Raw genomic sequence first — 24,974 nt, 5'->3', positions numbered from 1 at the left:
GTTGGGCGCGCTCGAAGTGGAGGGCAATCTTGGAGGATGCCCTTGTTCGATGGAATGAGTTGTCTTGTGGATCAGGCGGTGTAGCCGTCATTGTCCACCTCCCGTGTTGGTCGCCACCTTCAACAGTGCACGACCAACACGGGGATGGGTGCCAAGTCAGGAGACGATCGGCAGGTACACCTGGTTGCCGGTGGCCGCGAACTCCTCCGATTTCTCCGCCATGCCCGCCTCGATGGCGGCCACATCGGTGAGCCCCTGCTTCTCCGCGTACTCGCGCACATCCGCCGAGATACGCATGGAGCAGAACTTCGGCCCGCACATGGAGCAGAAGTGCGCGGTTTTCGCCGGTTCGGCGGGCAGGGTTTCGTCGTGGTACTCCCGCGCGGTATCCGGATCGAGCGAGAGCGCGAACTGGTCCTTCCAGCGGAATTCGAAGCGCGCCTTGGACAGTTCGTTATCGCGCTCCTGCGCACGTGGGTGCTGCTTGGCGAGATCGGCGGCGTGCGCGGCGATCTTGTAGGTAATGACGCCGACCTTCACGTCATCGCGGTTGGGCAGACCCAGGTGTTCCTTGGGCGTCACGTAGCAGAGCATGGCGGTGCCCGCCTGCGCGATGATGGCCGCGCCGATGGCCGAGGTGATGTGGTCGTAGGCGGGCGCGATATCGGTGGCGAGCGGGCCCAGTGTGTAGAACGGGGCCTCCTCGCACAACTCCTCTTCCAGCCGAACGTTTTCCACGATCTTGTGCATGGGTACGTGGCCCGGGCCCTCGATCATTACCTGCACGCCATAGGATTTCGCGATCTTCGTCAGCTCACCCAGGGTGCGCAGCTCGGCGAACTGGGCCTCGTCATTGGCATCGGCGATGGAGCCCGGACGCAGACCGTCACCCAGGGAGAAGGTGATGTCGTACTTGGCCAGAATCTCGCACAGCTCACGGAAATTCGTGTACAGGAACGATTCCTGGTGGTGCGCCAGACACCACGCCGCCATGATCGAGCCACCGCGCGACACAATGCCGGTGACACGCTTGGCGGTCAGCGGGATGTAGCGCAGCAGCACGCCCGCGTGCACGGTCATGTAGTCCACGCCCTGCTCGGCCTGCTCGATAATGGTGTCGCGGTAGAGCTCCCAGGTGAGCAGGGTGGGATCGCCGTTCACCTTCTCCAGGGCCTGGTAGATCGGCACGGTGCCGACCGGGACCGGGGAGTTGCGCAGAATCCACTCGCGGGTCTCGTGAATGTTCTTACCGGTGGACAGGTCCATGATGGTGTCCGCGCCCCACCGGGTGGCCCACACCATCTTCTCCACCTCCTCGGCAATGGAGGAGGAAACGGCCGAGTTGCCGATATTGGCGTTGATCTTCACCGCGAACTTCTTGCCGATGATCATCGGCTCGCATTCGGGGTGCTTGTGGTTGGCGGGAATCACCGCGCGACCCGCGGCGACCTCCTCGCGCACGAGCTCCGGGTCCACGCCCTCACGTGCCGCGATATAGCGCATCTCCTTGGTGATGATGCCCTCGCGCGCCCACGCCAGCTGGGTCGGCGGGCCCGGCACCTCGGGCTTGGCCCATTCGCCACGCAGCGCGGGCAGCCCGGCCTCGAGATCGATGGCCGCGGTGGAATCGGTGTACGGGCCGGAGGTGTCGTAGACGTCGAAGTGATCGCCATTGGTGAGATTGATACGCCGCACCGGAATCCGCAGGGCCGTGCCATCGGCCTCGACCTGCTCGTAGTGCTTGACGCTGCCCTCGATGGGTCCGGTAGTCACAGTGTCGACGGGTGCCTTGCTCTTGGCGGACCCGTTCTTGGTAGCCCCGTTTTTGGGCGCGACACGATCAGGTGACATTTGAATCCTCCCTACGCCGGCATTACCCGGTCAGGTTCATACGGTCGACGGCCCTGACGCCCGGAATGGGCTAGCCGTCCTCTCAGCCCGCTGGTGCGAGCCCCCGTTGGCATGCGATTAGTTGACGGAGCCGACCATACCGGTTCGCCGAGAATCGCGACGCGGGACGGCTCGCTGCGGCTGATAGCCGCGCAAACCGGACGCCCGCGCTACTTTCGAGAAGTGAAATTCACCCTGGAAGTGGACCTGGACGCCCTGCCCGGCGGCGTGGAATCACCCGATCTCGCCGATGAGCTGGGCCGCATCCTGCGGTACTGGGGCGGGAACATGAAGCACTACGACCTCGTGGCGGGCGACGGTTCGGGCATCTTCAACTCGGCCTACAAAGAGGTCGGCGTCTGGACCATTCAGGAATAGATCAGGTGCGCTTGCCAGCGTAGGCGTCGCGAATCATGCCCCGACTCTCCGATGAGGTCGGGGCATGAACACCCCGTTCGTCGAGGCGCGTGTGCCGTTTCGTACGTGACAACCGATTTCGCGACGGTGGGGGGTAACTCGTCGGGGACGTCCAAAATCGGATCGGCTCCCAACCGTCGGCACGCGTCCGCGACGGTCAACGGCTCTCAGCCGTGCGCTGAAGTCCCGGGGAGGCGGACGAGCTCTTGCGGGCCGATGGGCCAGCCCAGCGCACCGAAGGTGGCGTTGATATTGATTTCGCTCGTCATGAGGATGTCGTCGATGTCGAAGAACAGTGACAGGTGATTCTCGGTCCGGCAGCCCACCGGGTCGACCGCACCGGGAGCCATGCGGCTGCGCACCCAGTTGAAGGCATCACCCATGCCGAGTGTGGGCAGGGTCAGATGCTCGCTCAAATGGTCGCGCTTGTAGAGCACCGAGGTGCCGCCCGCACACCACTGATCGACCAGATCATTGCTGTCGTACACCGGTACGGCCTCGTCGAATACACCCTGGTACAGCATGATCGGCATGGTCGGCGCGGTCTTGCCGAGCACGGTCGCGTCGAACACCTCGCGGATCTCCGGCAGCGCCAGGAAATCCTTGATCGGAATGGTCAGCAATTTCTGATAGTCGATGAACATCATGGTCAGCGCATTGCGCGGCAGACACTGACTATTGGTGCGGTTCAGCAGGGCCAGGCCCTCCGGCGTCATGTACCGCTCGGTGGTCTCCGCGAACTTGGGGTAGGCGTTCTTCAGTGAGGCGATGCCGATACCGATGAGGCTGGAGAACATCGAGCCGTTCACGTGCAGCAGCGACTCCACATCCGAAACCGGTGCGCCGATGGCCGCGCCCTTGATATTCAGCTCCGGCGCGTAGGTGGGCTGCATTTCCGCCGCCCAACCGCTGGCCATACCGCCACCGGAGTAACCCCACAGCGCCACCGGCGTATTCACGCCATCGAGGCCGAGGGGTTCGAAGCGTTCGGCGGCCCGAATGCTGTCGAGCACCATGTAGCCGGGCTCCTTGGCGACCGCCAGATGCCCGTTCAGGCCTTCGTAATCGGGAACGTTGATGGCATAGCCCTGGCTGATGGAGGCCACCAGTTCCAGGTATTCGACATTGGAGTGGATGCCCTCGACCCCGGCCAGCCCGCCGCCCTGCTGCAGTACGAACGAGGGTGCGCAGTGTGGTGCGGCGCTGTCGTAGAAGAACTGGTGCGAAACCAGTGGTCGGCTACGAGAAGTGTCGGCCCCCATGGGAACCGCCACCGTGGTGGCCGCGACCGTCGGATTGTCGAACAGGTCGGTGGTGCGATAGAGCAACTGCCAGGCCCGAACTCGCACCGGCAGCACCGTGAGTACCGCCAGCTGCACCTCACGGCTGCGCAGGATATCGCCCGGCGCGGCGGCTTCGAAGTCGGCGGGCGCTTGATAGAACGGGTCGATATCCACCGGCTGCGGCGCTGCCGTCGCCGTGGGCGCGGTGCTCCCCAGCAGTACGGCGGTGCTGAACCCCATAGCCGCCGCGAGCGCGGCCGCCGTAAACCGACGCCACCCCCGTCGACGGCGATCCCCATTGATCACAGACACGTCTGCTCCCTTCCTCATCGACGTGACAGCGATTACAACACGGTATCCTGTTGTCAACAAGACATCTTTTTGAAATAGACGCAGCTAAGGTTCCATCCATGACCCGCAGCAAATCCGCCGCGCGGCCCGACCACACCCCCGTTCGGCGCCGTATCCGTGGCCTCGACGCCGATGAGCGCAGCGAGCAGCGTCGTCGGCAATTGCTCGCCTCGGCCACCGAACTGTTTGCCCTACAGAGCTATTCGGGAACCTCCATCGAGCAGATCTGCCAGCACGCCTATGTCGGCACCAAGGGCTTCTACGATCATTTCGAGAGCAAGGAAGCCTGCTATGTAGCGCTGCTGGAACAGATCACGGTTCAGTTCCAGCAACGGGTCGCCGAGGTCGCCGCGGAGAGCGCCGCCCTCGACTGGGAACAGCGGCTACGCGCCGTGGTGGCGGCGTTCGTACACGCCATCGCCGACGATGTGCGACTGGCCAAGGTGACCTTCGGGGAGGCGGGCGGCATCTCGCCCGCCGTGGAGAAGCAGCGCCGTGGCAACCGCCGCTGGGCCGGGGCCTTCCTGAACACCCAGTGGCCGACGGTGGATGCCGATGAACGGCGAAGTCTCGCAGTGAGTTTGGCCGCCATCGGCGGCATGTTCGAACTGGTCGCGGATTGGCTGCACCATCACGACGACGGCGGTGCGCCGGATTCGGTGCAGACGCTGACCGACGATCTGATGCATTTCGTGAAGGTGGTCGAACTCGGCCGTCGCGCGGCCGCGGAGAGTCGATAGCCAAGCACCTGCTCAGAAGCCCACACGTAACGTCCCCCGTCATGGACCCCTGTCATTCCGGCATGTTTTTGGCCGGAATCCACACTCGAACAGGGCGGTCGGTGGAGCGCTTCGATGACGGGGGCGGTTCGATGACGAAACGTGCGGTAGTTCCGGCCGCCCGTCAGCCTACGGCGGGTGCCTTCTCGAACTTCGTCGCAGCGGTTGGTTCTTCCATCGGCTCCTCTTCCAAGCCGATCCGTTTGTGCAGCGCCGCAAGCGGTTTCGGTGCCCACCAGTTGCCGGTGCTCATCAGGCGCATCAGGGCCGGGGCGAGTAGGCCGCGAATAACGGTGGCGTCGGCGATTACCGCCAGCGCGAGGCCGATGCCGAACAGTTTCATGGCGGCGACCTCCGACGTCGCGACCGCGAGCAGTACCACGGCCATCAAACTCGCGGCGGCGGTGAAGATCCGGCCGGTGCGGGCCACGCCCATGGCCACGGAACGAGTGTTGGCGTCGCGGCCGCGATCCGACGCCAGCCACTCTTCGCGGACGCGGGACAGCAGGAATACCTCGTAGTCCATGGACACGCCGAAGGCCAGGCAGAACATGAGGATGGGCATGAACAGATCGATGGTGCCGGTCGGGGTGAAACCGAGCACGCTCGACAGGTGGCCATCCTGGAAGATCCAGATCATCGCGCCGAAGGTCGCCGTCACCGAGAAGAGGTTCAACAGCAGGGCCTTGAGCGGCAGCACCACACTGCCGGTGAACAGGAACAGCAGAATCAGGGTGATCACCGCGATCAGTGCTATCGCCACCGGCAGCCGGTCCACCACCGTCGCCATGGTGTCGGCGTCGAGCGCGGTCGCACCGCCGAACAGCACCGCCCCGGGGGCGGGTACCGCGCGCAGCGCGGCCAATTGCTCCTTGCCCGCCACCGAGGATGGCGGAAGCGTGGTGCCGACCGACAGGTAGGTCCCGGTCGGTCCGGCCATCTCCGGAATTCCGGCCGCCATTTTCGTGCCATTGACGTAGACGCCGTCACTGGAGAGCACCGCCGGAACATCCGGCACCTTCGACAGCGCCACGGCGTAGGCCGCGATATCGGCCGTCGTGCCCTGGAATTCGGGTAGCACCACGACCGCGCTCGACGCCATATCGGCATTGAACTCCTCGCGCAGCGCATCACCGACCTGGCGGCTGGAGGCGAAGTCCCCGATCACCCGATCATCCGGGCTGCCGAACTGCGCTGAGAGGAAGGGCGATCCGAGTGCCAGCAGCAGTGCGGTGGTGACAATCGCAACGGGGGCGGCGTGCCGCATCACCCAGGTGACGAGGCGGTACCAGCCGCTGTCCTCCGGTCGTACCGGTTTCGCCTCGCCGCGACCGAATACGCGGCGCAGTGGTTTCCGGAGATCCAGGGCATTCACCCGATCGCCGAGCAGCACCAGCGCCGCCGGGAGCAGCAGCACCGACGCCGCCACCGCCGCGAGCACCACGGCCACGCCGGCGAAGGCGAAGGATTTGAAGAACGGCTGCGGGAATACCGCCAGCGCGGCCAGTGCCAGCGCGACTGTCAGACCGGAGAACACCACGGTGCGCCCCGCCGTCTGCACCGCGCGCAGGACGGCGGCACGGGTATCGCGGCCCCGCTCCTTCTCCTCCCGGAAGCGGCTGACTATGAACAGGCTGTAGTCGATCGCCAGTGCCAACCCCAGTGCGCTGGTCATATTCAGCGCGAAGATCGACACCTCCATGACCGTGGTCAGGGCCCGCAGAATGCCGAGGGTGGCGGCAATCGCGAACAGCCCCACGGCCAGTGGCAGCGCGGCCGCCACCAGGCTGCCGAACACCAGCACCAGCAGCAGACCGGAGATCGGGATGGCGATGGCCTCGGCGAGCAGCAGATCCTTCTCGACCTGATGGTTGATATCGGCGAAGGTGCCCGCCATACCGCCGAGCCGCACCTGCACGCCGTCGTAATCGCCGGTCAAATCCTTCGACAGGACGGCGGCTCGGTTCTGGATCTCGGTATCGGTGCCGACCAGGCTGGCCATGATCAGTCCGCGCTTACTGTCCTTGCTGCGCAGCGCGGTCGCCAGATCGGAGCGCTCGGTGACGGTGGTCCAGTAGGACCGCACTCCGGTCACATCGGCGTCATCGCTGAGATCGGCGGTAATGCGCTGCGCCGCGGCGCGCGCCTCCGGGCTGTTCACCCCGCCCTCGGCGGTGATCATGATGATGAGGTTCGGGTTGCCGCCCGGGAAGTTGTCCTCGATGAAGTCATTGGCCTGGACGGCCTCGAGCTCATCGGTGAGATAGCCGCCGCCGACCATATGGGATTTCACGGTCGCGCCGAAGCCACCGCAAATAATCATCAGCAACAGCGCGGCCACCAGGACGGCGCGAGGGCGCGCCATGGCGAAGCGAGCGAGATTGGTCAGCATCGACGCACTACCCTCCGAAGTCCTCAACGTCGGAACGGTAGCTGTCCACATCCGGGGTTAGCGATCGACAGTGACCATGGTCATGGACATGCCGATCGGCTATCGAACAGCCCGGCGGGAGGGTCGTCGCGGTCAGTCGCGGGCGGGCGTGATCGCGCCCCGCACCTCGCCCAGCGTAATGCGGCCACCGTGCGCGGCCGGAGCCGATGCGGTGATCACCACCTCGTCGCCGTCCTCCAGGAAGGTGCGTTTATCCGGGTGCTCGGCGGTGCCCACATCCACCGGTTCGGTGCCGCCCCAGCTCAATTCCAACAGCGATCCGCGCTGTTCGCGTTCGGGTCCGGAAATGGTGCCGGACGCGAATAGATCGCCGGTACGGGTGGATGCGCCGTTCACCGTCATATGGGCCAGCATCTGCGCCGGGGACCAGTACATACGCGAATACGGGGGCGTGGAGACCACCTGCCCGTTCCATTCGATACGCAGCTCGATATCGAAACCCCAGGGATCGCGATCCCGCAGATAGGGCAGTGGCCGTGGTTGCTGTTCGGGCAGTGGAATCCGCGCTTCCCGCAGGGCATCCAGGGGCGTCACCCACGCCGACAGCGAGGTGGCGAAGGACTTGCCGAGGAACGGCCCCAGCGGCTGGGCCTCCCAGGCCTGTAGGTCGCGGGCCGACCAATCATTGACCAGGGCCACCCCGAACACATGGTCGGCGAACTCCTCGGTGCCGATCCGATCACCCAGCGGGGTGCTCGCACCGATGACGAAACCCAGCTCCGCCTCGATATCGAGGCGCTGACTCGGACCGAAATCCGGTGTGCCCGAATCGGTCCGGCGTTGTCCGCAGGGGCGCACCACCTCGGTACCCGATACCACCACGGTTCCGGCGCGACCGTGATAGCCCACCGGTAGATGCCGCCAATTCGGCAGCAGCGGTTCGGAATCCGGCCGGAAGATGCGCCCGGCATTGGTGGCGTGATCGATGCTGGCGTAGAAGTCCACGTAGTCGCCGACCTGCACCGGCAGTTGCAGCCGAACCGCCGATACCGCATGCACCGCGGCGGCCGGGAATTCGCCGTCCGCCGCCGCCTGCAGGCGTTCGCGGACCTCACGCCAGATGGCCGGGCCCTGTGCCATGAAGGCATTGAGGCTGGGCTGCGCGAACATCGGATCATCCAGTGCCACGGCCAGATCCACGACACAATCGCCCAGCCGGGCCCCGACACGGGGTTCGCCACCCGCCGGGGCGAAGACACAGTACGGCAAATGTTGTGGCCCGAACCCGGAGCCCTCCGGAATCTCGATACGCACCCGACTACTCATTCCCGCCCCCTCGGACCACGACCCGACCATGTCCACGCGTACTCGGAATCCTCGCAGGCCAGTGCACCCTCCCCGAGCCCGAGCGGGCGGAAGGTGTCGACCATTACCGCCAACTCGTCGAAGAACTCCAGGCCGATACTGCGCTCATAGGCCCCCGGCTGCGGCCCGTGCGCGTAGCCACCGGGATGTACCGACACCGAACCCTGTCCGATACCGGAACCCTTGCGTGCCTCGTAATTTCCGCCGCAGTAGAACATGATTTCGTCGGAGTCCACATTGGAGTGGTAGTAGGGCACCGGAATAGACAACGGGTGATAATCGACCTTGCGCGGTACGAAATTGCAGATCACGAAATTGCTGCCCTCGAAGGCCTGATGCGCGGGCGGTGGCTGGTGTATACGACCGGTAATGGGCTCGAAATCGGCGATATCGAACACGAACGGATACAGGCAGCCGTCCCAGCCGACCACATCGAACGGGTGTGCGGCGTAAACCATTCGGCTGCCGACGACCTCGCCGGACGGTCGGTGCTTCACCAGCACCTCGACATCGGTGCCGTCGCCCAGCAGCGGTTCGGCCGGCCCGTGTAGATCGCGTTCGCAGTAGGGCGCGTGCTCGAGCAGTTGGCCGAACCGGGACAGATACCGCTTGGGCGGGGTGATATGCCCGGAAGCCTCGATAATGTAGGCGCGCAAGGGTTCCGGTCCCTCCGGCAGCCAACGGTGCGTGGTGGCGCGCGGTAGCAGCACCTGATGGCCCTGCCGCACCGGCAACTCACCGAAGACCGTCTGTACCCGCCCGGCCCCGGCTTCGATGTAGACCAGCTCGTCGCCGATCGCATTGCGGTACAAGGGCGATTCCTGCGCCGCCACCACATATGAGATCCGCACATCGGCATTGCCGAGCAGCAGTCGTCGACCCGTCACCACGTCGGTGGCAGCCGGTACGTCGCCCGGGAACAGTTCGTGCAACCGCAGATGCCGGTGCTGGAGTGGATGATTCGGGTAGGTTCGCTGATCCGGCAACTCCCAGACCTGCGAATCCACAATGGCCGGTGGTAGGCCGCGGTGATAGAGCAGCGACGAATCGCCGGAGAACCCCTCCTCGCCCATCAGCTCCTCGTAGTAGAGCTTCCCATCGGCATCGCGATGCTGGGTGTGCCGCTTTGGCGGCACTGCCCCCACCTGTCGATAGAACGCCATGTTCCGGCCTCCCGTCCGACTGCGCTGGCCCCGCCAGCCCCGCGTCCATCGTAGCCACGCGATTGCGATATTTGCAACGATGTAATTCCAACAATGGAATTAGAAATATGTTGCTGAATTGTTTCCTTGCACCTTCCTCTGGTCGTGCTTGAATGGCCGAGTGCCCGAGCGGGTGCGCGATCCATCGTATTCCGACTTTTCTCGCTGAAATTCTTTGACATTTCGTCGTGGACATCGCCGTCAGAGGAGTTGGTTATGTCAATTTCGCGTCTCGCATTCGCGAGCGGACTCGCTGCCCTACTCGCCTCCGGCCTATGCGGGGCCCCCGCCGCATCGGCCGCGCCATCCGATGAGGCGACCACTGCGATCAATGAGCGCTTCACCGAGTTCGGCGGCTCCGAATCATTGCTCGGTAATCCGGTCGGAGCGGCCACCGATATCGCGGATGGCGCCGAACGCGACTATGCGGGCGGCACCATCTTCTACTCGGCCGACACCGGCGCCCACGTGATGCACGGCGGGATCCTCGACAAGTACCGGTCGCTCGGCGGCCCGGCCGCGCTCGGATTCCCGCGCAACGATGAGAGCGGTGCCGGTGACGGGACCGGGCGCTTCAATGATTTCGCCAGACCCGGTGGGGCGGCGATCTATTGGAGTCCGCAGTCCGGTGCCCACCTGATGCGGGGTGAGGTGCTCGACGCATGGACGGCCAGCGGCGGTGTCGAAGGACCCTTCGGCTACCCGACCACCGATACCGCCGTCGTCAACGGCATCGAGACCGGACAGTTCAGTGGTCCGGGCGGAACCGAGATCAGCTGGTCGGAGACGAATGGGTTGACCACCCAGCCGCCCGCCCTGGCGGCCTCGCTGCCCGGCTTCCGGGCGAATGCCGAAGGGGGAGCCGTCCCTAATCCCAATATCGACGTGCCCGGGGTGCCCTCCCCGAATATCGGTGCACCCGAAGCGTCGAGTTCCGGAATCAACCGGTGGTGGGCCGTCCCGATCGGACTGGCCATCACCGCGGTCGCGGGCGGGCTGCTCGCGATGCTGGGTGGTCGCCGCCGTGGTCCGGTGACCGCGCCGTCGATGTCGGTGCCGAAGCCGAAGACGCCGAACGCGAAGGCGCCCGAGGCGACTGTGCCGCAGTCGAATCCGCCGCGCATGACGGCCCCCAGCGCCGATATGCCGAATGCGGAGGTCCGCAAGCCCGGCATGTCCGGTACGGAGGTGCGCCGACCGAATACGCCGAATGTGGATGCACCGCAGTGGCAGAACCCCGAGGTGGGGACCGGAGGCGGACGGCACGCGAAGCGCGAAACCACCCGGCTGACCCCACTGGTGGGCGATGACATACCGCCGCTCACCGATGGTCGGACCGGCGCGGACCAGGAGAGCGGCACCGACGAGAACACCGGGCGCAGGTCGTAACCGCGGTAACCGAGAAGGGACTGGAGCTATGGAATGGATTCTGGGACTTGTCGCCGGACTGATCGGCGGTAATCTCGCCGGTGCGCGCAACGGCCTGGGGGTGGCGGGCAATAGCGCCGTCGGCGCGGTGGGCGGCGGTATTACCGGTGCCATCATTCAGGCGGTAACCAGTGGCGGCCTCGACTTCGGCCAGATCCTCGCTCAGGTCGCGGGTGGTGGTGTGGTCGGCGCGGTGCTGACCGCGTTGGTCGCGATGGTCACCCATAAGTCGCAGCGGCCTCCGGGGACCGCGCACTGATCGACGCACTGACTCGCTGATCGACCCAATGATGTTCGGCGCGACCCGCTTCCGGGTCGCGCCGACACTTCTCAGGCGTGCCGTAGGGCGCGGTATACGGCTGCCCCGACGAATTCGCCCAACGTATCCGGATTCCATTCACCGTGCCGGGACAGCAGTGTGCGCACGGCCCCCTCCCCGGCGGAGACCCAGAGTTCCACCAGGGCGGGCAGTTTCCGCTCCGCTTCCGCGGTGCCCCACGCGCGCAGGGTCGGGCGGAGCCGCCGCGTGCAGCGCTCCATGGCGAGTTCACGGCCCCGGCCGAACGAATCCGCCACGGCGGGATCGGGATTGCCGTACAACAGACGCCAGGTGACCGGGCGGGCGTTCACCGTGTGTAGGAGGGCACGGAACCCCTCGACGAAGACGGCCTCGTCGGCCTCGACCCGGCGGCGGGGGAGGGCGTCCAGAATGCCGCGGAGCAGGTAGTCCTCTTCGCGGCGGATCAGGGCTTCGATGAGTTCGACGCGGTCGGTGAAACAGGCGTACACGACCGGGCGGGTCACCTTCATGCGGTCGGCTACGGCGGCGATGGTGACGTCCGCGATGCCGTTCTCCACGGCGATCTCGAGTGCCGTATCGAGTACCTGCGGTCGGCGACGTTCGGGACCGAGATGTTGCGCGCGCTGTCGCCCTCGTACAGCCGGTTCGGTACCCATGGGCACCGACGATAGCAGCGTGATCCTCGCGGTGAACGGCTGGTCACGGGGATTCACAAGATCGTTTCCTACGTTGGTGAAGGATAATGCTACATTCACGAATGAAATCGTCAGGATAGTCCCGCGTCACGCTGCGTCCGTTGCCCTGGGTGCGGTGGACGAGGCCGGAGGAGCCGACCATGACCGAAGCCCTGTTCAACCCCAAGACCTGCGAGTTCGCCGAATTCGACGCGGAATCGCGCCGCCTGCTGCGCGCCACCGTGGACTGGTTCGAGCGGAAGGGCAAGGTGCGGCTGCTGGCCGACAGCCGTGATCGGGTCTGGTACTCCGACTTCCTGGACTTCGTGAAGAGCGAGAAGGTCTTCGCCATTTTCCTGACCCCCGCCGCGCAGGCGGCCGGCGATCCCGATAAGCGTTGGGACACCGCCCGTATCGCCATGATGTCGAAGATCCTCGGCTTCTACGGGATGCAGTACTGGTACGTCTGGCAGGTCACCATTCTCGGCCTCGGGCCGATCTGGCAGAGCCGCAACGAGGCGGCCAAGGCGCGGGCCGCGGCGGCGCTGGACTCCGGTGAGATCTTCGCCTTCGGACTCTCCGAACAGGCGCACGGCGCGGATATCTACTCCACCGATATGGTCCTCGAGCCCAAGGCGCGCGGTGGCTTCACCGCCACCGGCGGCAAGTACTACATCGGCAATGGCAATGCGGCGGCGATGGTTTCGGTCTTCGGCCGACGCGCCGACAAGCCGATTATCGACTCCGCCGACTTCATGCGGCAGATGACCGACGAGGAATACTCCGGCTACCTGTTCTTCGCCGCCGACTCCCGGCACAAGAACTACAAGCTGCGCAGGAATGTCGTCGACTCTCAGATGTACGTCGCCGCTTTCGATCTCGACAAATACCCGGTTGCCGCCGAAGACATTCTGCATACCGGCCGCGAGGCCTTCGACGCCGCCATGAATACCGTCAATGTCGGCAAGTTCAATCTCGGCTTCGGTGCGGTCGGCGCGTGCGAGCACGCCATGTACGAGGCCGGCACCCATGCCGAGAACCGAGTGCTGTTCGGGCACAGGGTGACCGAATTCCCCCAGGTGCGCGCCCTGCTCGCCGACTCCTACGCTCGGCTCATCGGTATGAAGCTCTACAGCGAGCGCGCCATCGACTACATGCGCTCGGCCGGTGACGACGATCGCCGCTACCTGCTGTTCAACGCCATCGAGAAGATGTCGGTCACCCGGCACGGGCAGCGGCTGTACGAGGACGTCGCCGATGTCATCGCCGCCCGCGGCTTCGAGAACGATATGTACTTCCCGATGGCCATGATCGGCATGTTCGGGTTGCCGCGCCTGGAGGGCACGGTGCACGTGAATCTGGCGCTGTCGCTGAAGTTCATGCCCGCCTACATGTTCCATCCGGCCGACGCCGGTCTGGCCGCACTGCGCTACCTGCCCGGAGCGGCCATCGCACCGCAGGGTGCCGTGCGCGCGGTCTCCGGCGCGCTGAGCTGGGCGAGTCGTCGTGCGGCCGCGCCGGCGAGCAGGGCCGTGCCCAAGCTGAAGGCCGAATTCGCCCGCGCCACACACGCTCCCATACCCACCCGCCGCGACGGCGCCGACGACGAATTCCTGTTCCGTCAAGGCCCGAGCAAGGGTCTGGGCAAGATTCGCTTCGCCGACTGGCGGCCGGTCTTCGAGCAGTACTCGCATATCCCGAATGTGGCGGTCTTCCTGGAGCAGGCGCAGGCCCTGCAGACGCTGCTGGCCGCCGCGACCCCGACCGCCGAGCAGCAGCAGGATGTGGACTTCCTCTTCGCGCTCGGCGAGCTGTTCTCGATGGTGCCCTACGCTCAGCTGATCCTGGAACAGGCGGCGATCGAGGGGACCGATCCGGCGGTGATCGATCAACTCTTCGACCTGTTTGTGCGCGAATTCTCAAAACATGCGGTTAGCCTGAATAGCAAACCATCGGCAACCAGGGCTCAGCAGGTGCGATCGCTGGATCTCATCCGCCGCCCGATTGCCGATCCGGAGCGGTTCGAGCAGGTGTTGGGCCAGGTTCGTGCGCTGGCGGGAGCTTATGAGATGAACCCCTAGAACAGGTTCAATAGACCAAGCTATCTTCCCGCAGAGCACGGGTCCGGCCATATGCGCCTAGTTGCACAAGCACCTACGGTTGCGTAACCGGACAAACGTACGGCAACCTCCAGTTAACTGATCATCTACGGCTAGGAGGCCGGGCCCGTGTCGCACTACAAGGCGAACCTGCGTGATATCGAGTTCAACTTGTTCGAAGTGCTTGGAATCGGGACGCTGCTCGATGGCGGCGCCTACGGCGATCTGGACGGTGAAACGGCACGCACCATGCTCGCCGAGGCGGAACGCCTCGCGGTCGGGCCCATTGCCGCATCCTTCGCCGACGCCGATCGCAATCCGGTGGAGTACCACCCCGCGACATTCGATATCACCGTTCCGGAATCGCTGAAGAAGACCGTGGCCGCGGTCAACGAGGCCGGCTACTCCGGTCTCGGCATGCCCGAGGAGATGGGCGGCGTCTCGGCCCCCAACGCGCTCATCTGGGGCATTCAGGAAATGCTGGTGGCCGCCAATAACTCGGCCAGCTTCTTCAATATGGGTCCGCTCATGCACCAGGTGATCTACACCGAGGGCACCGATGAGCAGAAGCGCTGGGCCGCGCACGCCTGGGAGAACCGCTGGGGCGGCACCATGGTGCTCACCGAGCCCGATGCCGGTTCCGATGTCGGCATGGGTCGCACCAAGGCCGTCGAGCAGGCCGACGGCACCTGGCATGTCGAGGGCGTCAAGCGCTTCATCTCCGGCGGCGACGTGGGCGATACCGCCGACAACATCTTCCACCTGGTGCTGGCTCGCCCCGAGGGCGCGGGACCGGGCACCAAGGGTCTGTCGCTGTTCATCGTGCCGAAGTTCCACTTCGATTCCGAGACCATGGCCATCGGCGATCGCAACGGCGCGTACGTGACCGGCGTCGAACACAAGATGGGCATCAAGTCCTCGCCCACCTGTGAGATCACCTTCGGCGGCGAGAAGCCCGCAGTGGGCTACCTGGTCGGCGGTATCCACAATGGCATCGCGCAGATGTTCAAGGTCATCGAGAACGCGCGAATGATGGTGGGCACCAAGGCCACCGGCACGCTGTCCACCGGCTACCTGAATGCCCTCGAGTACGCCAAGCAGCGCGTGCAGGGTGCGGATCTGACCAAGATGGCGGATAAGACCTCGCCGCGCGTCACCATTACCCATCACCCGGATGTGCGTCGCAGCCTCGCGCTGCAGAAGGCGTACTCGGAGGGGCTGCGCGCGCTCTACATGTACTGCGCCGCATACCAGAACGCCGATGTGGCGACCGCCAACTTCGGTGCGGACGCCGAGCTGGCGGAGCGGGTCAACGATCTGCTGCTGCCCATCGTGAAGGGCTGCGGCTCCGATCGCGGATACGAGACCCTGACCGAATCGCTGCAGACCCTGGGCGGCTCCGGCTACCTGCAGGACTACCCGATCGAGCAGTACATTCGCGATTCCAAGATCGATTCGCTGTACGAGGGCACCACCGCCATCCAGGCGCAGGACTTCTTCTTCCGCAAGATCATTCGCGATAAGGGTGTGGCGCTGGCGCACGTCGCCGGACTCATTCAGAAGTTCGTCGACGAGGGCACCGTGTTCGACCACGAGCGCAAGCTGCTCGGCGCGGCCCTGACCGATGTGCAGGCCATGGCGGCCGCGCTGACCGGCTACCTGATGGCGGGGCAGCAGGATCCGCAGGAGCTATACAAGGTCGGCCTAGGTTCGGTTCGATTCCTGTACGCCACAGGCGATCTCGTTATCGCGTGGCGACTGCTGGAGCAGGCGAAGATCGCCCACGCCGCGCTCGAGGCCGGTGCCTCGGACAAGGACAGGTCGTTCTACACCGGCAAGGTGGCCGTGGCTTCCTGGTTCGCGAAGAACAAGCTGCCGCTGCTGAGCGGTGTGCGCACGATTATCGAGAACATCGACAACGACATCATGCTGCTCGACGAAGCGGCGTTCTAGGTCGTTGCGACCCGAAGGCCCCGGCGCTGCGACATCGCAACGCCGGGGCCGCGTCATTTCCGCTGCGGCCCTCGCGCTCCGGCCGCACGCACTCGTCACTCCGGGCGCGCACTCGTTGTGCCAGCTTCGCGCACTCGTCGTGCCGGTCGCCTGCCTCGTCATTCCGGCGTGCTTTTGGCCGGAATCCACCGCGATTGTTCGCTGCACTCACAGGTGTGGATCCCGGCCAAAAGCGTGCCGGGATGATGGAAGCCGCGCATACCGGGGTGGTGGAAGCCGCGCATACCGGTAGTGGAGTGGGGAACTCCGGCGCGGTGTGTGGAGGACGCGCCGACATGACACGCCAACGGTGTGGACAACTGTGGATAACTTGCGGTGTCGCACAGGTAGTTCCGGGTACAACTACCGCATGGTCTTCCCGGTGACGTTCGGCTGGATCCAGGTCCTGCTCATTGTGCTCGCTGTTCTGGCACTGGCAATGCTGGTGACCGCTGTTCTCAAGGCTCGCCGACTCGGCTGGCGGGTGGTCGCCGGGCGCGGAATGGGCGCGGTCGCACTCATTCTGGTGGCGGTGATCATCCTCTGGGTCACGACGCTGCTGCAGACCTTCCTCGGACTCACCGGCGAAGTGAAGGCAGCCCATATCGTCGCCACCAAGGTCCCGGGCGAGGAACACCTGATGAATGTGGACCTCACGCTCTTCGGTGACCAGCAGTACGACGAGCAGCATCTGCAGTACCGCATCGAGGGCGATATGTGGGTGCTGCAGGCAAATATCGTCGAAATGGAACCGTGGGTGAACGCCCTCGGCGTCAACGCCGGATACAAGGTCACCCGCCTCTACGGCCAGCGCCTCGACGGTATCGCCACCAAGCAGAACCACATCTTCCTCAATGGCGGCGACGGCGACTTCTTCGACGATATGCGCGCCGAAAGCTGGTACACCGAACCCTTCGTGCGCGCCGCGTACGGCAATGCGGTCATTGCCGTACCGGGCAGTTACGACGTCTTCATATCCCGCGACGCCATCAAGGCCCGACCGACCGAATGAGAATCGGTGGCGCTGGTCCGGTTTCGGTGCCCGTCGGCTGGGTTCGGCGACGGCTCAGCGGGTGTGGTGGCGCAGGCCCGCGTCGATGAAGCGCAGCATCCACTCGAAGCTGACCTCCGGATCGCCGCTCCACTGGAATCCGCCGGACAGCTGTAGCTCGGCGAATCCATGGATCATCGAGCGAATGGTGCGCATCGCGTGATCCATTTCCGCATCCGGAATGCCGTAGCCGCGCAGTACCACGGTGATCGAATCGACCATGCGCGCAGCGGGTTCCAGCATCGGATCGCCCTCGCCGTGATATCCGGCCCCGACGGTCGAGGCGTAGCGGCCGGGATGGGTGATCGCGTAATCACGGAACGAGCGCGCGAACGCGTCCAGCGCCGCCGTACCCGAAAACCCGTGCATGGCATCACGGGTAGCGCGATCCAGTTCGGTCATGGCCAGCACGGCGATACCGCGCTGTAGCTCGGCCAGGCTCGCCACGTGCTTGTACAGCGAAGGTGTTCGGACGCCGAGCTTCTGGGCCAGCGGAGCCATGGCGAGGTTGGGGTAGCCGACCTCATCGGCTAACTCCGCCCCCGCCCGGATCACCTCGGTGGTGGAGAGCCCGGCCCTAGGCACGAGCGTGCTGCTTCAGGAAGGGCACCGCCAATTCCGCGATGCGGGCCGGGGTTTCGGCGTGCGGATAGTGTCCCGCGCCCTCGACCAAGGTGACGGCGCCGATCCCGGCGGGCATGAGTGCGACAATGGCATCGCCCTCGGCCTTCGGGTCCGCGAAGTCGGGATCCTCGGTGCCCATAATGATCAGGGCCGGACAGGTGAGCTGGGACAGGTGCGCCTCGGCATCGGCCGGAGTCGACTTGCTCGTCTTCATGAAGTCGGCGAACCGGCCGGGCTCGCTCAGCTTCGCCGCCAGATCGGCCATGTACTCGTCATAGTCGGCGGGCTTGATCGGGTACGCCACATCCAGGTACTTGAACCACAGGCTCTGGCTCTTGAAGATCATCGTGCCCAGCAGTCGCGACATACCCCGGCGGTAGCGCGGCACGGTGAACAGTGCGCTCACGGGGAACCCCTGCGTCTTGGTGAAGGGGTTGAGTTCGATGACGCCGCTGACCGCCGCGGGGTCCTGGGCCGCGGCAATGGTGGCCGCGCCGCCGGAGATCGAGTGGCCGATAATGACCGCCGGGCCGCCCAGATGCCGGATGAGGGCCAGTAGGTCGCCCGCTATATCGGTGCGTGAGATCGCTTCGCTCCCATCGTGGGAAGTCCAGTTCATCGAGGATTCGCCGTGGCCGCGGATATCGGCGTTGGCGACTCGGTAGCCCGCCTCGATGAGGATGGGAGCGAGGTGCCGGTAAGCCTGACGCCGATCGCCGATGCCGTGCGACAGCACCACCAGGGGTCCGCTGCCCGCCACGTCGTAGGCGATCCGTCCACCGTCGAGGGTGAGGTACTCGGTCATGTCGAACTCCTGTCGAACTGCTTCAGCTAATCACTGTAGCCACAAAGCTAATAGCCATAGCTTTCGCTGTCAAGACATGGGTCCAATTTCGCGGGTCCCGACCCCGTGGGCCCAATCTCGGGCGTCCAAATCTTGTCATTCCGGGATGCTTTCGGCCGGAATCCACCGTGGTGAGTTGAGGCGCTGGCAAGGGCGTGGATCCCGGCCAAAAGCACGCCGGGATGACGAGCCGGGACGGCGGGCCGCGTCGACGGGCCGGGATGACGAGCTGCGACGCGAGCTGCGTCGGCGGGCCGGGATGACGGGGCTGGACGACGCGCAGGCCGGGCGGGCCTCAGTCCGCGAGGTCGGTGATTACCGGGGCGTGATCGCTCGCGCCCTTACCTTTTCGCTCCTCGCGGTCCACATTCGCGTCCGTGACCCGCGCCGCCAGGGCGGGGGAGCCGAGGATGAAATCGATACGCATACCCTCTTTGCGGGGGAAGCGCAGCTGGGTGTAGTCCCAGTAGGTGTAGATACCGGGGCCGGGGTGGATCGGGCGCATGACATCCGCGTATCCGGCGGCGGTCATGGCGGCGAAGGCATCCCGTTCCGGCTGGGAGACATGGGTTTTGCCCACGAAGAACTCCGGGGACCAGACGTCGTCGTCGGTGGGGGCGATATTCCAGTCACCCACCAGGGCGATCTGCGCCGCCGGATCCTGTGCCAGCCAGTCGGTGCCGTTATCGCGCAGGGCGGCAAGCCATTCCAGCTTGTAGGTGTAGTGCGGGTCCGCGAGCGCACGGCCATTGGGTACGTACAGACTCCAGACGCGCACCCCGCCGCAGGTCGCGCCGATGGCGCGGGCCTCCACCACGGGGGCGCTCAGCAGCGACTCACCGGCGTCCTTGTCGAAGCCGGGCTGATGCGGGAAGCCGGTCTCCACATCGGTCAATCCGATGCGCGAGGCGATGGCGACGCCGTTCCACTGGCTGTGGCCGACATGCGCGACCTCGTACCCGGCCTCCTCGAAACGCTCGAAGGGGAACTGGTCGTCGCGGCACTTGGTTTCCTGCATGGCCAGGACATCCACGTCGGAGCGGTCCAACCAGGACAGCACCCGGTCCACACGGGAGCGAATCGAATTCACGTTCCAGGTCGCGAGCCGCACGAAAAACCTCTCGATCGAATGTCGACGCCGACAGCATCCATTGTCGCCGCTGCCGAGCCCCTTGTTTACCGCTTCGAATCCTTACGGACGTACCGTGCGCGCGGCTATCGCGCCGATGCCGGAGCCGACGGGCCCGAGCTCACCGCGCACCGCGTCACGGTGCCGCGTACCGGTACCGGTGGTGGTCGACGAACCCCATTTCCCGGTACATCGCCAGAGCTGCCTCGTTATCGACCTCCCCCTGGACGTAGGTGTGGGTCGCGCCGCGGGTACGGCCCCAGCGAACCAGCTCCGCGCACACCAGTGAACCCAGCCCGCGCCGACGATGCTCGCGGGCCACCGCGACACAGGTCAGTCCGACCCAGCGCCGACCGTCCGGGGCGGTGGTGATCGCACCGCGGGCAATGGCGATGGGGGTGGGCAATCCGAGTGTCGCGAAACCCAACTCACCCTCCCGGATGGCGGTCAGCACCTCCAGGTCGGGTGTGGGCGCAGCAGGGGTGTCCCCGCCACGATCGCGATGTACAGCCAGCCAGCCATCGGACGGTTCGGGATCGATCCGCACCATGGAAGGCCCCTGCGGCAGCGCCATATTCGCGATATCCGCGGCCAGTACCGCGGTCTCGCTCCAGGTCCGCCAATCCGGCGGCACCGGTGCCAGTCGATCCGGCAGTTGGAGTCGCACGGGCAGGCCGCGCGCGGCGTACCACTCGCCGATGCGACGCAGCGTCTCCGCCGAAGCGATTGCCGGTTCACCCGAACTGCCTAGTGGCACAGCCGAATTGGCGCGTCCGGTGTAACCCGCACCGGCGCGCAGCAGCCAGCCGTCCACCCAGCTGCGCTGCAATCCGGGCCAGCCGTCAGCGGCCGCCGCCTCCAGCGCGCGGATCTCTTTGGTGCGGATAGGCCTGGGGCCCAGTGACTTCCATGCCACTACCCGATCGGCGGCGATCTGCACCACCTGGCCGTCGCCGGTGCGCACCACGAGCGGATCCGCCGAAACCAGCTCGCCGATAACATCGGTCAGCGGCTGCGCATAGCCTTCGGGCAGTCGGTAGCGCACCACCACGCGCCGCCCGATCGGCGGTGCGGAGAAATCGGGGCTGGAATCGGGTGCGGGGGGATCGGGCAGGGCGGGATTGGGCACGGCGGGATCAGTCATCATGCCCGAACGGATCCGGCACGGTACCCGGCACCCAGGTCAAACCCGGTGTACCCCAACCACTTCGCTTGATTGCCTTCTTCGCCGCCCGGGCGTGGCGGCCGACCAGCACATCGGTGTACAGGAAGCCGTCGAGATGGCCGGTCTCGTGCTGGAGCATGCGGGCGAAGAAGCCCTTGCCCTCGATATCGACCGGTTCGCCGTGCTCATCGATGCCGGTTACCCGGGCCCACTCGGCGCGGCCGGTGGGGAACTGCTCACCCGGAACGGATAGGCAGCCCTCTTCGTCATCCTCGGGATCCGGCATGGTCTCCGGGATCGCGGAGGTCTCCAGCACCGGGTTGATCACGCACCCCCGGCGGCGGGTCATCGAGCCGTCGGGAAGTTCGTCCGGGCAGTCGTAGACGAACAGTCGCTTGCCCACCCCTACCTGATTGGCGGCCAAACCCACGCCATTGGCTTCGTCCATCGTGTCGTACATGTCCGCGATCAGCGTCGCGATCTCCTCCAACGACCCGGTAACCGGTGTCGTCGGGTTATGCAGAACCGGGTCACCGACGATCACGATGGGGAGGATAGCCATGCGAGCAGCCTACTTTGTGTGAACCATCACCAATCCTCTGACCGGCCTGTTCGTGGCCCGCCCCGGTCTGGACCGAGTGGAGCGGGGCAGCGTTGCGGAGGAGCGGAGGGAGGGAAGACCGGGGTTCAACAGGGCCACGAACCGCCAAAGCGAAGCGGAGGCAATTAACACAGCCACGCCGGTCGCTCGTGTCGCGAACACGCCGAACGGTACGCGCTGTCAAGTCTGTACCGCGTGGTTGAATGATCGGCGACGGACCAGCACCAATTTCGTCTGGTGACAACTCGGCGAGGGAGCACTATGGACGGCGCAGCGGCACGGAATATCTCCGCAAGCGAGGACAGTCCTTCCGCGAGCGATGCGATCGCGGTGAACGCCGCGCTGCCCGACGAGGATGGGGCTCATGGCCTTTCCCGCCGGGAACTCGAGATCCTCGGGTTCGAGCGGCAGTGGTGGAAGTACGCCGGAGTCAAGGAAGAAGCGATTCGGGAGTTGTTCGCGCTGTCGCCCACCCGCTACTACCAGGTGCTGAATGCCGTGGTGGATAAGCCGGAAGCACTGGCCGCCGACCCGATGCTGGTCAAGCGGCTGCGGCGATTGCGAGCAAGTAGACAGAAGGCCCGCGCGGCCCGTCGCCTGGGTTTCCAGGTATGACACGGCCCGGGTTTCCAAGCCTGACACGGCCCCGGTCTTCCGGTCGTACCGGCTGCCCGGCGTGACAGGCATTTTCGACCTCGTTCTGGCGCATTACCCATGTGATCCGGCGTACCGACGGCACTTGGGATTAGGCTCGGGGCCGTGAGCAATCCGAATACGCCGTCCGGCGGCCCGCCGTTGCGGGCGCTGGCCATGGTGCTGATCGCCTTGGCCATCGTGTTCGCGGGCATCGGTGCGATGGCCCTGTCGAGTTCGGACACCGAGGATCCGGAAGCCGCGCCGAGTTCACCGACGACCACCGCCAGTGTTGTGGCGACACAGTCGAATTCGACGCCGCCGGAGACCCCCACCGCCACCACGCCGCCCGACCCCACCACCACGGTCCCGCCGACCACCACCGCCTCGGTCGACGCGGTGGACAAGACGGTCCCGGTGCGGGTGTTCAACAACAGCATGGTCGCGGGGCTCGCCGCGCAAACCGCTGGAGAGTTGACCGCGAGCGGCTGGAATGTCGCCGAGACCGGCAATTATGGCAGCACCAATGTCCCGAAAACCACCGTGTACTACGGCAGTTCGACAACTGAGCAGGCCGCGGCCGTTGCCATCGCCGAGGAACTCGGTGTCACGGCCGAACCACGTTTTCCCGGGATCGCCGACTCGCCATCCGGAGTCATCGTCATTGTGACCGGCAACTGAACGACCGCCCGGCCCCTGCACGGGACACCGTGATGTCTCTGGCATCATCTTGTCCGGTACGAAACCTGTCCACCCCGCTGTACCCGTAAACTCGGTACTCGTAAAGGAGTTCCCCGATGGCCCCGTCCACAACTCGTCGCCCGTCCTGGCGGACTGTGACCCCGGTGCTTGCGGTCGCGGCCTTGGGCCTCGCGGCCTGCTCCAGCAGCCAGGAATCGAGCGACGTCAAGGGGATCAACCCGCCGGTCTTCACGAGTTCGCCCGCCCCGGCGGGTGCGGAGACCGGACACGACGGCGGCCACGCCACTCCGACCTCCGACTCCGTCAGCACCCAGCTGAAGGACTCCAGCGGCGCCAGCATCGGGACCGCCACCTTCCGGAGCACCGGCGGCCACCTGGAGATCACCGTCGAGGCGCACGGTCTCAAGCCCGGCTTCCACGGCATGCACATCCACCAGTTCGGCAAATGCGAGCCGAACTCGGTCGCGCCGACCGGCGGCCCGGCCGGTGACTTCCTGTCCGCGGGTTCGCACCTGCAGGTCGGCGACCAGAACGCCCGCCCCATGAGCGGTGACCTCACCTCCCTCGAGGTGCGAGGCGATGGCAACGCCAAGCTCGTCACGACCACCGACAAGGTTTCACTCGACGACATCAAGGGCAAAGCCCTGATGATCCACGCGGGTGCGGACAACTTCGGAAACATCCCCAGCCGCTACAGCCACCCCGGCGGCTCCGGACCCGACGCCGACACCTTGGCGACCGGTGACGCCGGCAGCCGGGTCGCGTGCGGCGTTATCGGATAAACAGGAGAGCCATGGGCGGGGCAGGTATCTCGAAGGTTCCCTTCAACTCGTCCCCCCGGCCCACGCTCGGCGTGGAGTGGGAGGTCGCGCTCGTCGACAAGACGACGCGCGACCTGTCCAGCAAGGCCGCAGCGGTTTTCGACGCCTGCGGTGATATGCGTGCCTGGGACGGCACACCGCAGATCACCAAGGAACTGCTGCGCAATACCGTCGAACTGGTCAGCGGTAAGCACGACACCGTCAGCGAGGTCGTCGACGAGCTCAGCGAGACCATCACCACCGTGCGCCGCGCCGCCGACACGCTCGGCGTCGACCTGTTCTGCGCCGGAACCCACCCCTTCGCACAGTGGTCGGCCCAGCAGCTCACCCGCACTCCCCACTACGACGAACTCATCGAACGCACCCAGTGGTGGGGGCGGCAGATGCTCATCTGGGGTGTGCACGTGCACGTCGGAATCTCGCACCCCGAAAAAGTCTTTCCGATCCTCAATACCCTGCTGCTGTCCTACCCCCACCTGCTCGCGCTCTCCGCGTCCTCCCCCATGTGGGCCGGAGTGGACACCGGATACGCCAGCAACCGCTCGCTCATGTTCCAGCAGCTACCCACCGCCGGACTGCCCTTCCAATTCGAGAACTGGACCCAGTTCGAGGCCTACGCGCACGACCAGATGAAAACCGGCGTGTTCGAGCAGCTCGGCGGTATGCACTGGGATATCCGCCCGGCCCCCAAATGGGGCACCATCGAGGTCCGCGTCTGCGACGGCATGTCCACCCGGACCGAACTATCCGCCCTGGTATCGCTGATCCACTGCCTGATTGTGGACCTGGACCGCCGAGTCGAATCCGGCGAAACCCTGCCCACCATCCCGCCCTGGCACGTCCAGGAAAACAAATGGCGAGCCGCCCGCTACGGTCTGGACGCCATTGTCATCACCGACGCCGAGAGCAATGAACGCCTCGTCACCGATGACCTGATGGAACTGCTGAACCGGCTGGAGCCGACGGCCAAGAGCCTCGGTTGCGAGAACGAGTTGGCGATGGTCGCGGAGATTCCGAAGCGCGGCGCGTCGTATCAGCGGCAGCGTCGAGTGGCCGCGGCGGCGCAGGGCGACCTCGTCGCGGTTGTGGATGCGTTGGTCAAGGAGCTCGAGCAGTAGCGGGGTCCCGACCGGCCGGTCCCGGTATTTCGCGCGGCCGAAATCCCCGGAGCCAACCAGCCGTTCAGCTGGGGCGCGGGTCACGTTCATACGACGTTTACTATTGTCCGCGT

The 24,974-nt window shown here is 65.5% G+C and carries 22 protein-coding genes and 1 riboswitch; of the genes, 11 read left to right on the top strand and 11 right to left on the bottom strand.

Translation table 11 applies throughout. From position 1 onward, the window contains the following. Positions 1-156 precede the first annotated feature (156 nt). The gene (gene thiC / locus NU1_RS36830) at positions 157-1,851 is read right to left on the bottom strand and encodes a phosphomethylpyrimidine synthase ThiC (protein WP_084522152.1); all 1,695 of its coding nucleotides are present in this window, start codon (positions 1,849-1,851) and stop codon (positions 157-159) included. Further along, positions 1,843-1,968, bottom strand: a riboswitch (TPP riboswitch). (Overlaps the previous gene by 9 nt.) A gap of 105 nt (positions 1,969-2,073) precedes the next feature. Between thiC and NU1_RS36825 the strand changes: the two genes are divergently transcribed. Further along, a complete protein-coding gene (locus NU1_RS36825; protein ID WP_067528864.1) occupies positions 2,074-2,268 on the top strand; it encodes a hypothetical protein in 195 nt (64 codons plus the stop codon). Between the two features lie 206 nt (positions 2,269-2,474). Here the strand turns inward: NU1_RS36825 and NU1_RS36820 are convergent, their stop codons facing one another. Continuing rightward, on the bottom strand, positions 2,475-3,902 hold the full coding sequence (locus tag NU1_RS36820; protein WP_169815193.1) for a lipase family protein: 1,428 nt from the start codon (positions 3,900-3,902) through the stop codon (positions 2,475-2,477). Between the two features lie 98 nt (positions 3,903-4,000). Here NU1_RS36820 and NU1_RS36815 point away from each other — a divergent pair, with 98 nt between their 5' ends. Beyond that, positions 4,001-4,681: a TetR/AcrR family transcriptional regulator gene (locus NU1_RS36815; protein WP_067528862.1), complete on the top strand. Its 681-nt coding sequence runs from the start codon at positions 4,001-4,003 to the stop codon at positions 4,679-4,681. A gap of 163 nt (positions 4,682-4,844) precedes the next feature. On the opposite strand, the gene NU1_RS36810 is transcribed toward NU1_RS36815, so the two are convergent. The 3 genes from NU1_RS36810 to NU1_RS36800 form a co-directional block, all read right to left on the bottom strand. Beyond that, positions 4,845-7,139, bottom strand: coding sequence for an MMPL family transporter (locus NU1_RS36810; RefSeq protein ID WP_307645723.1), 2,295 nt, complete (start codon positions 7,137-7,139; stop codon positions 4,845-4,847). 105 nt (positions 7,140-7,244) lie between these two features. Next, positions 7,245-8,438, bottom strand: a complete 1,194-nt coding sequence (gene fahA / locus NU1_RS36805) for a fumarylacetoacetase (protein ID WP_067528892.1) — start codon at positions 8,436-8,438, stop codon at positions 7,245-7,247. Then, a complete protein-coding gene (locus tag NU1_RS36800) occupies positions 8,435-9,640 on the bottom strand; it encodes a homogentisate 1,2-dioxygenase (protein WP_067528860.1) in 1,206 nt (401 codons plus the stop codon). Before NU1_RS36800 ends, fahA begins: the two co-directional genes overlap by 4 nt. Before the next feature lie 255 nt (positions 9,641-9,895). Between NU1_RS36800 and NU1_RS36795 the strand changes: the two genes are divergently transcribed. Next, positions 9,896-11,068 carry an LGFP repeat-containing protein gene (locus NU1_RS36795; RefSeq protein WP_067528859.1) on the top strand — a complete coding sequence of 391 codons (1,173 nt, stop codon included), beginning with the start codon at positions 9,896-9,898 and terminating at the stop codon, positions 11,066-11,068. 28 nt (positions 11,069-11,096) lie between these two features. Further along, positions 11,097-11,366, top strand: coding sequence for a hypothetical protein (locus NU1_RS36790; protein WP_067528858.1), 270 nt, complete (start codon positions 11,097-11,099; stop codon positions 11,364-11,366). 71 nt (positions 11,367-11,437) lie between these two features. Here the strand turns inward: NU1_RS36790 and NU1_RS36785 are convergent, their stop codons facing one another. Beyond that, on the bottom strand, positions 11,438-12,064 hold the full coding sequence (locus NU1_RS36785) for a TetR/AcrR family transcriptional regulator (protein ID WP_067528891.1): 627 nt from the start codon (positions 12,062-12,064) through the stop codon (positions 11,438-11,440). Positions 12,065-12,243: 179 nt separating this feature from the next. On the opposite strand from NU1_RS36785, the gene NU1_RS36780 reads away from it, so the two are divergent. The 3 genes from NU1_RS36780 to NU1_RS36770 all read left to right on the top strand — a co-directional run bounded on the left by NU1_RS36780 (position 12,244) and on the right by NU1_RS36770 (position 17,185). Continuing rightward, positions 12,244-14,163 (top strand): acyl-CoA dehydrogenase family protein, encoded by a 1,920-nt coding sequence (locus NU1_RS36780; protein ID WP_067528857.1) that lies wholly within the window; start codon positions 12,244-12,246, stop codon positions 14,161-14,163. Between the two features lie 147 nt (positions 14,164-14,310). After that, positions 14,311-16,134: an acyl-CoA dehydrogenase gene (locus NU1_RS36775; protein ID WP_067528856.1), complete on the top strand. Its 1,824-nt coding sequence runs from the start codon at positions 14,311-14,313 to the stop codon at positions 16,132-16,134. Between the two features lie 409 nt (positions 16,135-16,543). After that, the gene (locus NU1_RS36770) at positions 16,544-17,185 is read left to right on the top strand and encodes a hypothetical protein (RefSeq protein WP_067528855.1); all 642 of its coding nucleotides are present in this window, start codon (positions 16,544-16,546) and stop codon (positions 17,183-17,185) included. Positions 17,186-17,239: 54 nt separating this feature from the next. Here NU1_RS36770 and NU1_RS36765 read toward each other — a convergent pair whose 3' ends face one another. The 5 genes from NU1_RS36765 to NU1_RS36745 all read right to left on the bottom strand — a co-directional run bounded on the left by NU1_RS36765 (position 17,240) and on the right by NU1_RS36745 (position 21,548). Continuing rightward, a complete protein-coding gene (locus tag NU1_RS36765) occupies positions 17,240-17,809 on the bottom strand; it encodes a TetR/AcrR family transcriptional regulator (RefSeq protein WP_084522150.1) in 570 nt (189 codons plus the stop codon). Beyond that, on the bottom strand, positions 17,802-18,653 hold the full coding sequence (locus tag NU1_RS36760; protein ID WP_067528853.1) for an alpha/beta fold hydrolase: 852 nt from the start codon (positions 18,651-18,653) through the stop codon (positions 17,802-17,804). Before NU1_RS36760 ends, NU1_RS36765 begins: the two co-directional genes overlap by 8 nt. 334 nt (positions 18,654-18,987) lie before the next feature. Beyond that, complete coding sequence (locus tag NU1_RS36755; RefSeq protein WP_067528852.1) at positions 18,988-19,803, bottom strand: exodeoxyribonuclease III; 816 nt, start codon at positions 19,801-19,803, stop codon at positions 18,988-18,990. A 154-nt stretch (positions 19,804-19,957) separates the two neighbouring features. After that, complete coding sequence (locus tag NU1_RS36750; RefSeq protein ID WP_084522149.1) at positions 19,958-20,965, bottom strand: N-acetylglutamate synthase, CG3035 family; 1,008 nt, start codon at positions 20,963-20,965, stop codon at positions 19,958-19,960. After that, on the bottom strand, positions 20,958-21,548 hold the full coding sequence (locus NU1_RS36745; RefSeq protein WP_067528851.1) for a peptide deformylase: 591 nt from the start codon (positions 21,546-21,548) through the stop codon (positions 20,958-20,960). The genes NU1_RS36750 and NU1_RS36745 overlap by 8 nt, the downstream gene beginning before the upstream one ends. Before the next feature lie 300 nt (positions 21,549-21,848). Here NU1_RS36745 and napA point away from each other — a divergent pair, with 300 nt between their 5' ends. From napA to NU1_RS36725, 4 genes are all read left to right on the top strand, one after another. After that, on the top strand, positions 21,849-22,202 hold the full coding sequence (napA, locus tag NU1_RS36740) for a nucleoid-associated protein NapA (RefSeq protein ID WP_067528850.1): 354 nt from the start codon (positions 21,849-21,851) through the stop codon (positions 22,200-22,202). A 144-nt stretch (positions 22,203-22,346) separates the two neighbouring features. Beyond that, complete coding sequence (locus NU1_RS36735) at positions 22,347-22,901, top strand: LytR C-terminal domain-containing protein (protein ID WP_067528849.1); 555 nt, start codon at positions 22,347-22,349, stop codon at positions 22,899-22,901. 116 nt (positions 22,902-23,017) lie between these two features. Continuing rightward, positions 23,018-23,704: a superoxide dismutase[Cu-Zn] gene (gene sodC / locus NU1_RS36730; protein WP_067528848.1), complete on the top strand. Its 687-nt coding sequence runs from the start codon at positions 23,018-23,020 to the stop codon at positions 23,702-23,704. Between the two features lie 11 nt (positions 23,705-23,715). Then, positions 23,716-24,861: a glutamate--cysteine ligase gene (locus tag NU1_RS36725; RefSeq protein ID WP_067528847.1), complete on the top strand. Its 1,146-nt coding sequence runs from the start codon at positions 23,716-23,718 to the stop codon at positions 24,859-24,861. The last annotated feature ends 113 nt before the right edge of the window (positions 24,862-24,974 follow it).

The organism is Nocardia uniformis NBRC 13702, assembly GCF_001613345.1.
Taxonomy (GTDB): domain Bacteria; phylum Actinomycetota; class Actinomycetes; order Mycobacteriales; family Mycobacteriaceae; genus Nocardia; species Nocardia uniformis.
Note: the sequence above shows the minus strand (reverse complement) of the source record. Positions and strands in the feature narration are given on the sequence as shown.

Bases quoted from the DNA above. Each gene is read 5' to 3' on its own strand.
- thiC (WP_084522152.1), bottom strand. From the start codon at position 1,851: ATGTCACCTGATCGTGTCGCGCCCAAAAACGGGGCTACCAAGAACGGG.
- NU1_RS36815 (WP_067528862.1), top strand. From the start codon at position 4,001: ATGACCCGCAGCAAATCCGCCGCGCGGCCCGACCACACCCCCGTTCGG.
- fahA (WP_067528892.1), bottom strand. From the start codon at position 8,438: ATGAGTAGTCGGGTGCGTATCGAGATTCCGGAGGGCTCCGGGTTCGGG.
- NU1_RS36800 (WP_067528860.1), bottom strand. From the start codon at position 9,640: ATGGCGTTCTATCGACAGGTGGGGGCAGTGCCGCCAAAGCGGCACACC.
- NU1_RS36795 (WP_067528859.1), top strand. From the start codon at position 9,896: ATGTCAATTTCGCGTCTCGCATTCGCGAGCGGACTCGCTGCCCTACTC.
- NU1_RS36790 (WP_067528858.1), top strand. From the start codon at position 11,097: ATGGAATGGATTCTGGGACTTGTCGCCGGACTGATCGGCGGTAATCTC.
- NU1_RS36785 (WP_067528891.1), bottom strand. From the start codon at position 12,064: ATGGGTACCGAACCGGCTGTACGAGGGCGACAGCGCGCGCAACATCTC.
- NU1_RS36780 (WP_067528857.1), top strand. From the start codon at position 12,244: ATGACCGAAGCCCTGTTCAACCCCAAGACCTGCGAGTTCGCCGAATTC.
- NU1_RS36770 (WP_067528855.1), top strand. From the start codon at position 16,544: ATGGTCTTCCCGGTGACGTTCGGCTGGATCCAGGTCCTGCTCATTGTG.
- NU1_RS36760 (WP_067528853.1), bottom strand. From the start codon at position 18,653: ATGACCGAGTACCTCACCCTCGACGGTGGACGGATCGCCTACGACGTG.
- NU1_RS36750 (WP_084522149.1), bottom strand. From the start codon at position 20,965: ATGACTGATCCCGCCGTGCCCAATCCCGCCCTGCCCGATCCCCCCGCA.
- NU1_RS36745 (WP_067528851.1), bottom strand. From the start codon at position 21,548: ATGGCTATCCTCCCCATCGTGATCGTCGGTGACCCGGTTCTGCATAAC.
- napA (WP_067528850.1), top strand. From the start codon at position 21,849: ATGGACGGCGCAGCGGCACGGAATATCTCCGCAAGCGAGGACAGTCCT.
- sodC (WP_067528848.1), top strand. From the start codon at position 23,018: ATGGCCCCGTCCACAACTCGTCGCCCGTCCTGGCGGACTGTGACCCCG.
- NU1_RS36725 (WP_067528847.1), top strand. From the start codon at position 23,716: ATGGGCGGGGCAGGTATCTCGAAGGTTCCCTTCAACTCGTCCCCCCGG.